The organism is Noviherbaspirillum malthae (genome assembly GCF_015352985.1).
GTDB classification, from domain to species: domain Bacteria; phylum Pseudomonadota; class Gammaproteobacteria; order Burkholderiales; family Burkholderiaceae_D; genus Noviherbaspirillum; species Noviherbaspirillum malthae.
In genome coordinates, this window is the sequence record NZ_JACYXF010000033.1 from 12,514 (window position 1) to 25,753 (window position 13,240).

The window sequence follows — 13,240 nt, forward strand, 5'->3', positions numbered from 1 at the left end:
GCACTCTCCATTCGTTGCACTCCCGGAATCGCAGCCGACGACGCGCATGGCTAGCGTCTAACGGCGCTCCGCCAAGACATGCCCCGGTCGTTTTCCATGCATCAAGGAACAATCCGATGCCTATTTCCTTGGACTCGCTGATCAAGGAAATTGTTCTTGTAATGCTCGTTACAAATTGTAGAATACGTGACATGAACTATGAAAATCATCGGTGGCTGCTGCTAATTGCATCGCTCCCAACGTCCAGTGCAACGGCACGAATGCGTCTATGGCGCGCCATCAAGGCGCTTGGATGCGTCGCGTTGCGTGACGGCGCTTACCTTCTTCTTTATCGCGAGAGCCACGCTGAGGCTCTCGCGGACTTGGCTGCCCAAACCAACAATGAAGGCGGGCAGGCGTGGGTGGTGGATGTTGCGCCGCGTTCAGCTGCCGACAATGAAGCGTTTCAGGCGCTTTTCGACCGGTCTTCCGAGTACGCGCAAATGAACGTCAACCTGACCGAGGCGCGAAAAGCGCTGACGTCTCAAACACCCGCTGAGATCGCGAAAGCGCTCAAGCGCCTGCGCAAGGAACGGGACGCGCTCGTACGGATCGATTTTTTTCCAAATCGGGCTTCGCTTGACGCAGAAGCAGCATGGGGAGACTTTGAAGAGGCGGTGAATGCCTCGCTGTCGCCCGGTGAGCCTCATGCGCAGGAACGGCCGATTCCCCGCCTGTCTCGCGCCGATTACCAGGGGCGTACCTGGGCGACGCGCCGCAATCTCTGGGTCGACCGCGTCGCAAGCGCGTGGCTGATCCGCAGGTTCATCGATTCCGATGCCAAGTTCCTTTGGCTGGACAGCCCTGCGCAGTGCCCGAAGGAGGCTCTCGGTTTCGATTTCGACGATGCGGCATTCACGCATGTGAACGACAAGGTCACGTTCGAAGTGCTGCTTGTCAGTTTCAACATCGAAATGACGCCTAGCATGGAAAAACTCGCGGCGCTCGTCCACGCACTCGATGTTGGCGGCGTCATTCCGCCGGAGGCCGCTGGCTTCGAAGCCATTTTGACCGGTGCGCGCGCCCGTTTGGATAACGATGATGCACTGCTGGCTGAAATCGGTGGCGTCCTCGATTCCCTCTATACCCACTACAACAAAGACAAGACGAAATGAGCCGATCTGAAGATAGACCAATCTATACCCTCTGGCAGATGGTGTTGTACATGCTGCGCCTGGGGACAATCGGGTTCGGCGGCCCCGTGGCTTTGGTAGGCTATATGCATCGCGATCTGGTCGAGGACCGGAAGTGGATCACCGAAGCCGACTACAAGGAGGGGCTGGCCCTTTCCCAGCTGGCACCAGGGCCTCTTGCGGCACAGCTGGGCATCTATCTGGGCTATGTCCATTACCGCATTCTCGGCGCGACGCTGGCCGGCATCGCGTTCGTCGTTCCCTCATTCCTGATTGTCGTCGCCCTGGGTTGGGCATACGTCCGCTTTGGCGGCATATCCTGGATGCAGGCTGTGTTCTACGGTGTCGGCGCGGCCGTGATCGGCATCATTACCTTGAGCGCTAAAAAGCTCACCGAAAAGAGCGTCGGCAAGGACAAGCTGCTGTGGGCAATTTACCTGCTGCTTGCCGTCGTAACCGTCATTACCGAATCGGAAATCGCCTGGTTGTTCATCGCCGCGGGCGTATTGGTCTGGCTGCTGCGCGCGCCGCCGAAATGGCTTGGCAAGGGTAGCCTGAATGCCGCCGCGCTGACGCAAGCGCCTGTTGCTGGAAGCCTGTTCGGATCAATGGACGTGTCGCTCCTGACCCAGATCGGACTGTTCTTTGCCAAGGCCGGTGCATTTGTATTCGGTTCTGGACTGGCCATCGTGCCGTTCCTCTACGGCGGCACAGTAACCGAACATCAATGGCTCACGGAAAAGCAATTCGTCGACGCGGTTGCGGTCGCCATGATTACCCCTGGACCCGTGGTGATCACCGTTGGCTTCATCGGTTATCTGATTGCCGGACTGCCAGGCGCCACAGTCGCGGCGCTCGCCACGTTCATTCCATGCTACCTGTTTACCGTGATTCCGGCGCCGTACTTCAAGAAGTACGGAAAACTGCCCGGCGTGGTCGCCTTTGTCGACGGCATCACGGCAGCAGCCATCGGCGCGATTGCCGGTTCCGTCATTGTGATTGCAAAACGCTCGATCATTGACATGCCGACGGCGCTCATCGCGTTGGCAACGATCGCGCTACTCTGGAAATTCAAGAAACTGCAGGAGCCGGTCATCATTGCTGGTGCTGCGGTACTTGGTCTGATTCTTTACCCACTGCTGAAAGGCTGAGCTTCGACGCCTTCCTCCAGAAAGACGACTTCAAAGTGCAGGCGCTCCGGCAGCCAGCGGCAATTGTCCGCGGCGCCGACACGCCAAAACTGAAACTGCCCACGCAATCGGCAGCCCGTTCAGTAGATCGCTCGGCCTGTCCGCCACGTTTACTGATGAGCATGAAATGCTCAAGCACGGCATGGTCATGTACGACGCACTGGATGTCTGGTGTAAGCAATGCCAGGCCGAGACACACAATTGGCCGCCTGGAACAAGATGAGGCTGGCGAGATTTGCATGTGAGGTTGAAATGAAGGCTCTACTCTTCGGCGCGTGCATCTTCACCATGGCGCCAATGGCGTTTTCCGACACCATCAACTTTGACTCTGACATTGCCGGCCAACCGCCTGCCGGCTGGCACTGCGGAACGACAGGCGCCGGCAATCCTCTCTGGGTGGTGACAGAAGATCACTCCGCTCCTTCACCACCGAATGTGTTGAAGCAAGGCGGCGTAGCGCCGTTCCTCTGGTGCGTACGCAGCGACTCGGTCGCCGAAAACGGCGCCGTGGAAGTCAGGTTCAAACCCGTTGCCGGAAAGGATGATCAGGCAGGCGGTCTGGTCTGGCGATGGAAGGATGGAAGGATGGAAGAAATTATTATGTGGCGCGCGCCAACGCGCTTGAGCGCAACGTGTCGCTGTATTACACCGTCAATGGGGTTCGCAAGACGATTCAATACGTCGATGCGCCGGTCACGCCTGATACCTGGCACACCCTACGGGTCAGCTACAAAAGTCAGGGCATTCAAGTTTCACTGAATGGGAAGACGTATATCGATACCACGGACAACCACATCTCCGGGGCGGGTAAAGTCGGGGTCTGGACCAAAGCCGATAGCGTGACCGTCTTCGACGATTTCAAATATAACCTTCCGAGCACCCCGTAATTACGGGGTGCTCGTGCCCGCTCGCGGAGCGAGGCATCGCGCAATGCGATAGTCCGGCAGATCTCTGCTGATTCGGATCCGCCTGCGTTACTCCATCATGCCAGTTGCCTGCTCCCTTGATACGGATTAAACCACCGGCAGGAATCAACGCATAAAACCACTGCTATATATACAGTGTTACGCGTCGAGACTGGAGGTTCGCATGGACAGCGGGGATTGGTCGCGTTTACGTTTCGCGATTGCAGAGGCGCCAGATATCCTGCGCGCCAATGCAGAACGGATCCATGCCTTGCTCGATGCCGGCACCGAAGAACCGGAACCGCTGCGTCAGGCGCTCGAAGCAATCGACAAGATCCTGAATGACCTTGATGACATGCGCAGCCAGGGCGATGGATGATGACCTCAATTGCCGCGCTGCCGTCCTCGCGATGCGATCACATCGTCGGGTAGCTTCACCGTTACGATCTGGGCCGTGGCGTTAAGACTGATACGGAATGGCTCATGTCCCGCTTGTTTCGCCAATCGGAAGTTGACGATACCGTCAGTGTGTATTGCGCCGAGCTGGCCCGCGGCGACGCGTCCTGTCGCCGCACGTACGCGATATCGGAAAAGATGATATCCGCGCTCGAGGCATATCACTTCCGATACTGTCCAGCATGCGGCACACAGCTTCTCCCCAAGCCAACATAGCCCTGAGCCCGGCAGCCGAAACGATTTTGATTGCATCGCTTTCAGCCATCCTGACATCTTTGTCACACGAAATGCGTGCGGTTGCCATGCATATAGAGTCGATCACGGATCAGCACTGCGAATCTTTTGCAAGGCGCAATTCGTTACCGAGAATGCTGTAAAAATACAATATAAGGCCGCCGCGCCTGTCGGTTACGTCGCTTGCCGGAAATAATAATGCCTCGCAATGTCGATCAAATAGCAAGCGCGTTAACAACCACCCCTTTCAAGGTGATCCTTATAGGGTGATTGAGGCACCAGACAGGAGATAAGGCATCCAAGCGGCACGGAGGTGCGTGCAATGGTTATGGATGCGGTGGTGCAACGTTGTGTTGAGCAAAGCCCGGTAACCGTCATGGCGAGGCTGGCCATGCAACGAGCGCTGGAGCCGGATTGGATCGATGAGCTCTTTGAACAGGAGCGCGGCTTACAGTACACCCGTCAGCTGCTGTTCTCTACGACGGTCGAACTCATGTCCGTGGTAGCCGTGGGCATGCGTCCTTCCTTGCATGCCGCTGCCAAGGCCTGCAAGGACCTACCCGTCTCCCTGCAAGCGCTGTACGACAAGATCAACGGCACATCGCCTGGCTTGGTCCGTGCCCTGGTGCAAGGCAGTGCGACTCGCTTGGGTGAAGTCCTGGCTCCCATGCTGGGCGGTAAAGCGCCCATGGTACCCGGCTACCAACTGCGCATCGTCGATGGCAATCATCTGCCGGCCAGCGAGAAGCGTCTCAAGCCTCTGCGCGGCTTTCGTGGCGCGGCGCTGCCAGGGCAGTCGCTGGTGGTGTACGACCCGGATACGGATCTCGTGGTTGACATGCTGCCCTGCGAAGATGGCCATGCCAATGAACGCACGATGATGCAGGCCATCCAGCAACAGGCGCAGCCAGGCCAGCTGTGGATTGCCGACCGCAACTTCAGCACGCGGGCCATCTTCTGTCGCTGGCAAGAACGCGGCAGTTGTTTCATCGTACGTGAACATGGCCGCACGCCCAGTCCACAGGAGCTCGAACCGATGCAATTGCGCGGCAGGATCGACACTGGCATCGTGCATGAGCAAGCGGTATCGATCGAGGATGAACAGGGCAAACCATTGCGGCTGCGCCGAGTCGAACTGCACCTGGAGCATCCCACCGAGGACGGTGACACCGTGATTCGGCTGCTGACCAATTTGCCGGCATGGAAGTTCACCGCACGCAGCGTGGCCCGCGTGTATCGATTTCGCTGGAATAGCGAGGTACAGTCGCTGGGCCATCCTCGTGCCGCGCTGTTTGCGTTTGGCGTGGCGGTAATGGCGTATAACGTGCTGGCGGTACTGCAATCGGCGGTGTGGGTCGCGCATGAGCTGCAGGAGGATGACATAGAACTGTCGTCTTACTGCTTTGCTGATGAAATCCGCACGCACTATGCCGGCATGGTAATGGCTGTGATACCAACAGCATGGGCGCCTTACGACAACACGACCGCAGACCAGCTGGCGGAGGTATTGCTGCAAATAGCGCTACATGCCAATCCCAAGTCACTGCGAAAGCATACGCGTGGTCCGAAGCCATCGGCAAAGAAAGGCTACGTCTCAGCCGCTGTCGCACGCCGGCATGTCGCCACCGCGCGAGTCCTCAAGAATGGCCTCGTTAAGTAAGACCTTGAAAGGGGTGGCGTTAACAACTATATGAATGCGAGGGCTATATGCGTGTAGGGACTGATGAGCAGTATATGAAGTCGTTGAGCAATCAAAGCGCGCCGCGTGCTTAAACAATGCCGCGGCATTTCCTTCTATCCCGCAAGGCGCGTGGGCTGTTCCTGAAACGGGTATTCGCCATGTCCGATGAGGTCGCGCGCGAGACGTTCGCCGAGTTGCGCTGAAGGGATAAGCTCGTTCAAACCTGCCCGAAAGGTTGCCATGCAGACAAGCCCGCTAAACATGTAGAAATTTTCCGGGGACATATGCAAATGCCAAATAATGGCGCGAGCATGAAAAAAGCCCGCGCCATGCGGCAGCGGGCCAATCGCCTCTCGGGCGAAGTCTAGAGGAGACTGGTCTCCATGCTATAGGGACTGGCTTTCAAGCCCCTGTCGAAAAGCTGACGGGGCGCTGACAGAAACGGGCTGGATCCTTCCAGGCAAAGCCGGAACAGGCATATTCATATGCGGGCGGCCTGAATATCGAAGTTCGTTTTGCTTCGTTGTACTTGCGACATCTGGAAGTTAGCATCTGCGCTGTCAACTGTTCATGACAGGTTATGAACACCATCGCAGAATTGGAGCGGAACAATGCCCGTGGCCTCCACACTGCCCGCGAAAGCAGGTCATCTGGACGTACAGAATCTCAGGATTGAATTTAACGCCGGACGCGGCGCGACGACTGTCGCTGTCGACGATGTGTCGATCAGTATCGCGCCTGGAGAGTTCGTCAGCATCGTTGGACCGTCCGGCTGCGGAAAGTCGACCTTGCTCAATGCCATTGCCGGCTTCATCAAGCCTGCGCATGGGCGCATTACCATCGACTCAAAGCCCATACAGGGGCCGGCGTCCGACCGCGGCGTCGTGTTCCAGCAGTACTCCCTGTTTCCATGGAAGACTGTGCTCGGCAACGTCGAGTTCGGGCTCAAGCTTCAAGGTGTGCCAAGGAGGACGCGGATCGAGGAAGCCCGGCGCCTGCTCAGGCTGTCCGGCCTGTCGCAGTTCGAACGGCATTATCTCTATCAGCTATCGGGAGGAATGAAGCAGCGCGTCGGCATCCTTCGGGCGCTCGCCGCCAATCCCAGCATTCTCCTGATGGACGAGCCGTTCGGCGCACTGGACACGCAAACCCGCTCGATCATGCAGCAGCTGCTGACGGATCTATGGGAATCGCTCGGCATATCGGTGCTGTTCATCACGCACGACATCGACGAAGCCATTTTTCTATCCGACCGGGTGTACGTGATGAGCGCGCGCCCGGGACGCATCAAGGAAATCGTTCCCGTGACGCTTCCGCGCCCGCGCACCGGCGATACCGTGACGGCCCCCGATTTCCTCGCTTTCCGCGCACGCGTACACAGCCTGATCCGCGATGAAAGCATCCGCACCTTTGAAAGCGAAACGAATCATGCCTACCGTGCGGCGGCCTGACGCTCGCTCCCTTCCATTCCAACGCTGGAGAACCTCATGACTACAAGAAAAACCCTTGCCGCCGGGATCGGCGCACTCGTACTGGCGTTGCTTGCCAGCGGCCAGGCGCTCGCGCAGGAAAAGATACGCCTCGCGCAGAACCTCGCCCCCATTTCCGGCCTGGTCATCATCGCCAAGCAGAAAGGCTTGTTCGACAAGCATGGACTGAACGTGGAAGTCAGCAATTTCACCACCGGACGACAAGCGCTCGAAACCGTGCTGGGTGGCGGCGCCGATATCGCCACCACCGCCGAAGCACCGATTACCGCCGCCGCGCTGGCGCGCCAGAAGATCGCGCTCCTGGCACGGATGGAATACTCGGATGACAAGACCCTGGTCAGCAAGGCATCGGGCGTGAATTCGCCTGCGGACCTGAAAGGCAAACGCCTTGGATATACGGCGGGAACAGGCAGCGAGATCTATACGCTGACCCTGCTCAAGAAGGCCGGGCTGACGAAGAACGATGTCACGCTGGTCAACCTGCGGCCGCAGGACATGGTGTCCGCACTGGGCACCGGAAGCATCGATGCCTACAACACCTGGGAACCCCATATCGCCAACGGCAGGAAGGCACTGGGTACGAATGTGAAGGAGATCGATACCAGGGGCGTGTACGCGGAAACCTTCAATCTCGTCGTGCAGGAATCCTATGCGGCCTCGCACCCCAAGACCATCACGTCCTTTCTCAAGGCCACGCTCGAGGCCGAGCATTGGCTCAAGGCCAACCGCGAAGAGGCAATCACCCTCATTGCCGGCGCGACCGGAATGAAGAAGGAAGACCTGGCCGAGATCTGGAACGATTACGTGTTTGAACTGGTTCTCGACGAACGGGTACTGTCGACGCTGAACAACCATGCGCAGTGGCGTATCGAAACGGGCAATGCACCGCCGAATGCGACGCTGCCCGATTTCACGAAGGTGATTCATTCCGCGCCGCTGAAGCAGATCGCCCCGGACCGCGTCCGTCTTTCGGGACTGTGACCGCATCATGAAAGCAGCTTCGCCCGTATTGCTGGCCCGCGTCCTGTCGATTCCCGTTTTTCTGGGTATCTGGCAGGCGATAGCGACCAGCGGAATCGTCAACCCCCTGCTCTTTCCGCCGCCGACTATCGTGGCCGCCGCCTGCTGGGATTACCTGGCGAACGGAGACGGCGTGCATGATACGTTATGGAGCCTTTGCCGCGTGACGATCGGCTACCTCGCCGGCGCCGCGGCCGGGATCGCCCTGGGCGTTCTTACCGGTGCGTTGCCCCTCCTCGCCGGATTGCTGACGCCGGTGTTCCAGCTGCTCCGCCCCATCCCGCCGATTGCATTCGTTCCCATCGTGATCGTCTGGTTCGGTCTGACGGAATTGGGCAAGTGGTTTCTGGTGTTCTGGGGCGTCTTCTTCACCGTCTGGCTCTCCACGCATATGGGCGTGCAGCGTGCCAGCGAAACGCTGATCCGCGCCGCGCAAAGCCTGGGCGCGACGCGCTGGCAACTGTTGTGGTCCGTCCAGTTTCCCGATGCGCTGCCGGTCATATTCGTCGGCTTGCGCGCTTCGGTCAGCATCGCCTTCTATACGCTCGTGGCGGCGGAACTCGCGGGCGCCTATGCGGGCATCGCATACCGTCTCGAAATCAGCCAGCAGAATCTGCAGATCGGCCACATGATGGCCGGCCTGGTCATACTCGGGCTGGTATCGATGCTGTCGGATCGCGGCTTTCAAGCCATGTCAAAACGCTTGCTGCATTGGTCGGCATAGGGACAATGATGTCATTCCTTGACGAACTCAGTTTCGATTTCGCTTCGCTGCGGCGCGCCTATGGCGAAGGCCTCGCGCCCTCCGCGCTGGTGAAGGAAGTTTACCGCCGGCTGCAGGCCCGTCACGGCGACTTTGTCTGGACGCACCTCGTTCCTCTCGAACAGGCTCTCCAGGCAGCGCGGCGCATCGAACGCCTGGCTGAGCAAGCCCATGACCTGCCGCTGTTCGGCCTGCCCTACGGCGTGAAGGACAACATCGATGTTGCCGGACTCCCGACCAGCGCAGGATGCACGAGCTTCACCTATATCGCCGAACGCACCGCCGCCGTCGTCGAGAAACTGGAAGCCGCCGGCGCCATCCTGATCGGCAAGCAGAACATGGATCAGTTCGCCACCGGCCTGGTCGGCATCCGGTCTCCAGCAGGCTACTGCCGCAATCCGTTCAACGGCGAATACATTCCCGGCGGATCAAGTTCAGGCTCTGCGGTGGCAGTGAGCACCGGCCAGGTCGCATTCTCGATCGGCTCGGATACCGGCGGTTCCGGCAGGGTGCCGGCCGCCTTCAACAACATCGTCGGCTTCAAGCCGACGCCGGGCCTGGTGAGCAGCCATGGATTCCTTTACTGCAACCGCAGTTTTGACGTGCCGCCCGTGTTTGCACTGACAACCTCGGATGCGCTGGCCGTGTTCAATGTAATCAAAGGCCATGATCCGCGCGACATCTATTCGGCTGCGCAAGCTCCCTCACCTGCGGCGGCCGCATCGGATTTTACGTTTGGCATACCGGACAGGGCGCACCTGACGTTCTTCGGCGATACCCATGCGGAAGCGCAATTCCGGCATACCGTCGACCTGCTGCGAGAACTGGGCGGAACACTGGTTGAATTGGATTTCACTCCTTTCGCCGAGGCCGGACGGCTGGTGTTCGGCAGCCCGTTCATCGCCGAACGCCATGTTACCTACGGCGCGCATGTGGAAAGCGGGTCGCCGCATGTGCATCCCGTGGTCCGGCAGGCTATCGAGGCATCGAGCCGGTACAGCGCAGCCGATGCCTTTGCCGCGCAATATCGCCTGGAGGAGCTGAAGCAGCTGGCCTGGCGCGAACTCGACCGCGCCGCATTCCTGCTGACTCCAACCGCCGGAACGATATACCGCTGCGACGAAGTAGAGGCCGACCCGGTTCGGCGAAACGGCAACCTCGGCTACTACACCTATCACGCCAATCCCCTGCGGTTGAGCGCCATCAGCGTGCCGGCCGGTCTGCGCCAAGACGGCCTTCCTTTCGGCGCCTGCCTGATCGGCAAGCCGTTCGACGATCTGACGATCGCGGCGTATGCCGACCGGCTGCATCGCGCAGTCGGAGGCAAGCTCGGCGCCACACACCACGCATTGACGACCTGAAAAGAACAAGACATGACAATAGAACATGGCCTGGCATTAAGCTGGGATGAATGGGGCAACACCGACGCCGTAGCACTCGCGAAGCTGATCCGCGCCGGACACCTTTCGCCGCGCGAGGCGGCGCGCCAGGCAATCCACGCGGCGAGCCGTCTCGATTCCAGGCTCGACGCGGTAGTCGAAGTCTTCAACGACATCGCCGAAAATCCTTCGCGCGACGGCGCCGACCTGAACGGGCCGCTGGGCGGCGTTCCTTTCTTCATCAAGGATCTCGGGTCCGCAATCAAGGGGCGGCTGCGGGAGTCGGGATCGGTGCTAGGGAAAGGCCGGCGCGCCGGCCGCACCGATCCCCTCTTCGATAACCTGCACCAGAGCGGCCTCGTGGCGGTGGGACGTTCAACCACTGCCGAAATGGGCATGACCTACGACACCACCACGAATTACCGCGGACTGAAGGTCACGCGCAATCCGTGGAATACGGAATTCACGCCGGGGGGCTCCTCCGGCGGCAGCGCGGCGCTGGTGGCAAGCGGCGCCGTTCCGCTAGCCCACTCGACCGACGGCGCGGGTTCGACGCGTATTCCTGCCGCCCTCACCGGTCTCGTCGGGCTCAAGGTCACGCGCGGCCGGCTGCCGGGACCGTGGTCTTTCAGCGAATACGGCAATGCAACGCTGGGGGAAGGCGTGTTTTCACGGTCGGTGCGCGATACCGCCGCCTTTCTCGATGCGGCTGCGGCACATCGCCCACCGGGAAAAAATTTCATTGCCGTTCCCTCTCCTGCGAAGCCTTTCATTGAGGCTCTCCAGGAAGTCCCCGGCAAACTGAAGATAGGTTTTTCCACCGGACGCTGGGGGCGCGCGACGGCTCCCGATCCTTCCATCGCGGAACTGACACGCGCGTTCGCGCAGACGCTCCAGGCCTTGGGGCACGAAGTGGAAGAAATCGACGACGGCGAGCTCACCCAGTGGGAGAACTTCTGGCCTTCGTTCAAGACGTTCTGGCTGGGCATGCGCCCGGCGATGTGGACGCTCGATCATGGCGGCGAACTGCCGCCCCACCTGCTGGAACAGCTGACGCCGATGGCCCGCAAGTTCTGGCAGACCTCGCAGCGCTACGACAAGAACGCGGTGCTGCGCCACCAGGCCGCCAACAATGCACATGCGCTGGCCCTGGGGACTTTCTTCGAGCGCTACGACCTGCTGCTGGCGCCCGTCTTTGCAATCCCGGCACCGAAGGCCAACGGACCGTTCTCGCTGATGAACGACCGCGACTTTGGAACTTATGTCGAGGAGCTGCTGGACGCCGGCCGCTATGCGATACCGGCAAGCGATGCCGGCATTCCGGCCATCAGCCTCCCTGCCGGCCTTGACCGGAACGGCATTCCGGCAGGCGTGCAGCTGTACGGCCGCTGGTTCGGCGAATACCAGCTTCTTCAGGTGGCGGCCGACCTGGAGCGCCACCGGCCGGATCTGTTCGGCCGCAAGCCGCCCTTGCATGTATCGAACCCGGTGGCCTTGTCATAGCGGAAGATGCCGGTGCCGGCATCTTCCTTTGCAACAAATCTACTTGACGCCGTTCACCATGTTTGGCAGCCACAGGGTGATTTGCGGAATATAGGTAATCGCAATCAAGGCAATGAACAGCGGCACCAGCCAGGGCAGGATCGCCATGGTGGTACGTTCGACCGACAGCTTCGCCACCCGCGCCAGCACGAACAGCACCATCCCCAGCGGCGGATGGAGCAGGCCTATCATCAGGTTGAGCGTCATGATGAGGCCGAAGTGGATGGGATCGATGCCGAGCTTGAGGACGATGGGCAGCAGGATGGGCACCAGGATCGTGATCGCGGCCGTGGTATCGATGAAGCAGCCCACGATCAGGATGAGCACATTGGCAAGCGCGAGGAATACCCACTTGCTCTGCGTCACGCTGAAGATCCAGTCGGCCAGCATCTGCGCCGCCTGGCTGGTAGTCAGCAGCCAGGCGAAGATCGATGCCGCGGTCACGATGAACAGCACGCTGGCCGTGGTTTCTATCGTGTCGAAGGTGGCCTTGGCGAGCGCCCTGAGCGTCATCGAGCGGTAGCGCACCAGGCCGAGGAAGAGCGCCCAGGCCACCGCGGCCATCGCCGCTTCGGTCGGGGTGAACCAGCCCAGCGTCATGCCGCCGATCAGGATCACCGGCGCCATCAGCGCCATCACTGCGGAAAAATCGAAATACCAGTCGAGCGCCAGCAGCAGGGCCAGCGAAATGCCGACCGCCATGTTGACCGACATGCCGGCCTTCCACAGCAGCCAGACCGCCAGCGGGAACGCCAGCACGACCAGGACTTCGGTGCCCGCGCTGCCGAGGCTCTTCCATGAGAACGCGGTATCGCCGCCCCAGTTGTTCCTGCGGGCGATGTAGGCTACCGTGAACATCATCAGCAGCGTCATGAACACGCCCGGAAGGACGCCGGCAAGGAAGAGCGCGCCGATGGAAACGTTGGCCATCATGCCGTAGATCACGAACGGCAGGGACGGAGGAATGATGGGCCCGAGCGTAGCCGATGCGGCGGTCACGCCGACCGAGAATTCCGGCGAATAGCCATGGTCCTTCATCGCCTTGATCTCGATCGTGCCAAGGCCGGCGGCGTCCGCGATAGCGGTACCGGACATGCCCGAGAAGATTACAGAGCCGATGATATTGACCTGTCCCAGCCCGCCGCGCATCCAGCCCACCAGCGCCACCGCGAAGTTGTAGATGCGGCCGGTGATGCCCGCGATATTCATCAGGTTGCCGGCCAGGATGAAGAACGGCACGGCCAGCAGAGGAAAGCTTTCCACGCCGGCGATCATGCGCTGCGCCACCACCACGTCGGGCACCGAGCCGGTAGCGATGATGTACAGCATCGAGGCAATCACCATGGCCAGCGCAACCGGCATGCCGATCAGCATGAGCACCAGGAAGGATCCGATAAGTATGCCCATG

General features: G+C 60.1%; 11 protein-coding genes and 1 pseudogene. 11 read left to right on the forward strand and 1 reads right to left on the reverse strand.

All coding sequences use genetic code 11. The features are described 5' to 3' along the window. Positions 1-191 precede the first annotated feature (191 nt). The 11 genes and pseudogenes from IGW03_RS24595 (at position 192) to IGW03_RS24640 (ending at position 11,793) form a co-directional block, all read left to right on the forward strand. Entirely contained in the window at positions 192-1,154 is a 963-nt protein-coding gene (locus IGW03_RS24595; RefSeq protein WP_194725176.1) for a chromate resistance protein ChrB domain-containing protein, read from the forward strand. After that, the gene (locus IGW03_RS24600) at positions 1,151-2,323 is read left to right on the forward strand and encodes a chromate transporter (protein ID WP_194725177.1); all 1,173 of its coding nucleotides are present in this window, start codon (positions 1,151-1,153) and stop codon (positions 2,321-2,323) included. Before IGW03_RS24595 ends, IGW03_RS24600 begins: the two co-directional genes overlap by 4 nt. Then, positions 2,314-2,585 (forward strand): annotated as a pseudogene (locus tag IGW03_RS38300) (chromate resistance protein ChrB domain-containing protein); the annotation flags it as partial. The gene IGW03_RS24600 and the pseudogene IGW03_RS38300, both read left to right, overlap by 10 nt. A 346-nt stretch (positions 2,586-2,931) precedes the next feature. Continuing rightward, positions 2,932-3,249 (forward strand): hypothetical protein, encoded by a 318-nt coding sequence (locus tag IGW03_RS38305; protein WP_228536055.1) that lies wholly within the window; start codon positions 2,932-2,934, stop codon positions 3,247-3,249. Positions 3,250-3,451: 202 nt separating this feature from the next. Beyond that, positions 3,452-3,646, forward strand: coding sequence for a hypothetical protein (locus IGW03_RS24610; RefSeq protein ID WP_194725178.1), 195 nt, complete (start codon positions 3,452-3,454; stop codon positions 3,644-3,646). A gap of 687 nt (positions 3,647-4,333) precedes the next feature. Beyond that, positions 4,334-5,617: an IS4 family transposase gene (locus tag IGW03_RS24615; protein ID WP_194725215.1), complete on the forward strand. Its 1,284-nt coding sequence runs from the start codon at positions 4,334-4,336 to the stop codon at positions 5,615-5,617. Between the two features lie 632 nt (positions 5,618-6,249). After that, a complete protein-coding gene (locus IGW03_RS24620; protein WP_194725179.1) occupies positions 6,250-7,089 on the forward strand; it encodes an ABC transporter ATP-binding protein in 840 nt (279 codons plus the stop codon). Between the two features lie 36 nt (positions 7,090-7,125). Beyond that, positions 7,126-8,109, forward strand: coding sequence for an ABC transporter substrate-binding protein (locus IGW03_RS24625; RefSeq protein WP_194725180.1), 984 nt, complete (start codon positions 7,126-7,128; stop codon positions 8,107-8,109). 7 nt (positions 8,110-8,116) lie between these two features. Next, a complete protein-coding gene (locus IGW03_RS24630; RefSeq protein ID WP_194725181.1) occupies positions 8,117-8,872 on the forward strand; it encodes an ABC transporter permease in 756 nt (251 codons plus the stop codon). Between the two features lie 5 nt (positions 8,873-8,877). Then, positions 8,878-10,272, forward strand: coding sequence for an allophanate hydrolase (locus IGW03_RS24635; RefSeq protein WP_194725182.1), 1,395 nt, complete (start codon positions 8,878-8,880; stop codon positions 10,270-10,272). Between the two features lie 12 nt (positions 10,273-10,284). Continuing rightward, entirely contained in the window at positions 10,285-11,793 is a 1,509-nt protein-coding gene (locus IGW03_RS24640) for an amidase (protein WP_194725183.1), read from the forward strand. A gap of 39 nt (positions 11,794-11,832) precedes the next feature. Here the strand turns inward: IGW03_RS24640 and IGW03_RS24645 are convergent, their stop codons facing one another. Beyond that, entirely contained in the window at positions 11,833-13,239 is a 1,407-nt protein-coding gene (locus tag IGW03_RS24645; RefSeq protein WP_194725184.1) for a TRAP transporter large permease, read from the reverse strand. Position 13,240: the final 1 nt, after the last annotated feature.

Bases quoted from the DNA above. Each gene is read 5' to 3' on its own strand.
- IGW03_RS24595 (WP_194725176.1), top strand. From the start codon at position 192: ATGAACTATGAAAATCATCGGTGGCTGCTGCTAATTGCATCGCTCCCA.
- IGW03_RS24600 (WP_194725177.1), top strand. From the start codon at position 1,151: ATGAGCCGATCTGAAGATAGACCAATCTATACCCTCTGGCAGATGGTG.
- IGW03_RS38305 (WP_228536055.1), top strand. From the start codon at position 2,932: ATGGAAGGATGGAAGGATGGAAGAAATTATTATGTGGCGCGCGCCAAC.
- IGW03_RS24610 (WP_194725178.1), top strand. From the start codon at position 3,452: ATGGACAGCGGGGATTGGTCGCGTTTACGTTTCGCGATTGCAGAGGCG.
- IGW03_RS24615 (WP_194725215.1), top strand. From the start codon at position 4,334: ATGGCGAGGCTGGCCATGCAACGAGCGCTGGAGCCGGATTGGATCGAT.
- IGW03_RS24620 (WP_194725179.1), top strand. From the start codon at position 6,250: ATGCCCGTGGCCTCCACACTGCCCGCGAAAGCAGGTCATCTGGACGTA.
- IGW03_RS24625 (WP_194725180.1), top strand. From the start codon at position 7,126: ATGACTACAAGAAAAACCCTTGCCGCCGGGATCGGCGCACTCGTACTG.
- IGW03_RS24630 (WP_194725181.1), top strand. From the start codon at position 8,117: ATGAAAGCAGCTTCGCCCGTATTGCTGGCCCGCGTCCTGTCGATTCCC.
- IGW03_RS24635 (WP_194725182.1), top strand. From the start codon at position 8,878: ATGATGTCATTCCTTGACGAACTCAGTTTCGATTTCGCTTCGCTGCGG.
- IGW03_RS24640 (WP_194725183.1), top strand. From the start codon at position 10,285: ATGACAATAGAACATGGCCTGGCATTAAGCTGGGATGAATGGGGCAAC.
- IGW03_RS24645 (WP_194725184.1), bottom strand. From the start codon at position 13,239: ATGGGCATACTTATCGGATCCTTCCTGGTGCTCATGCTGATCGGCATG.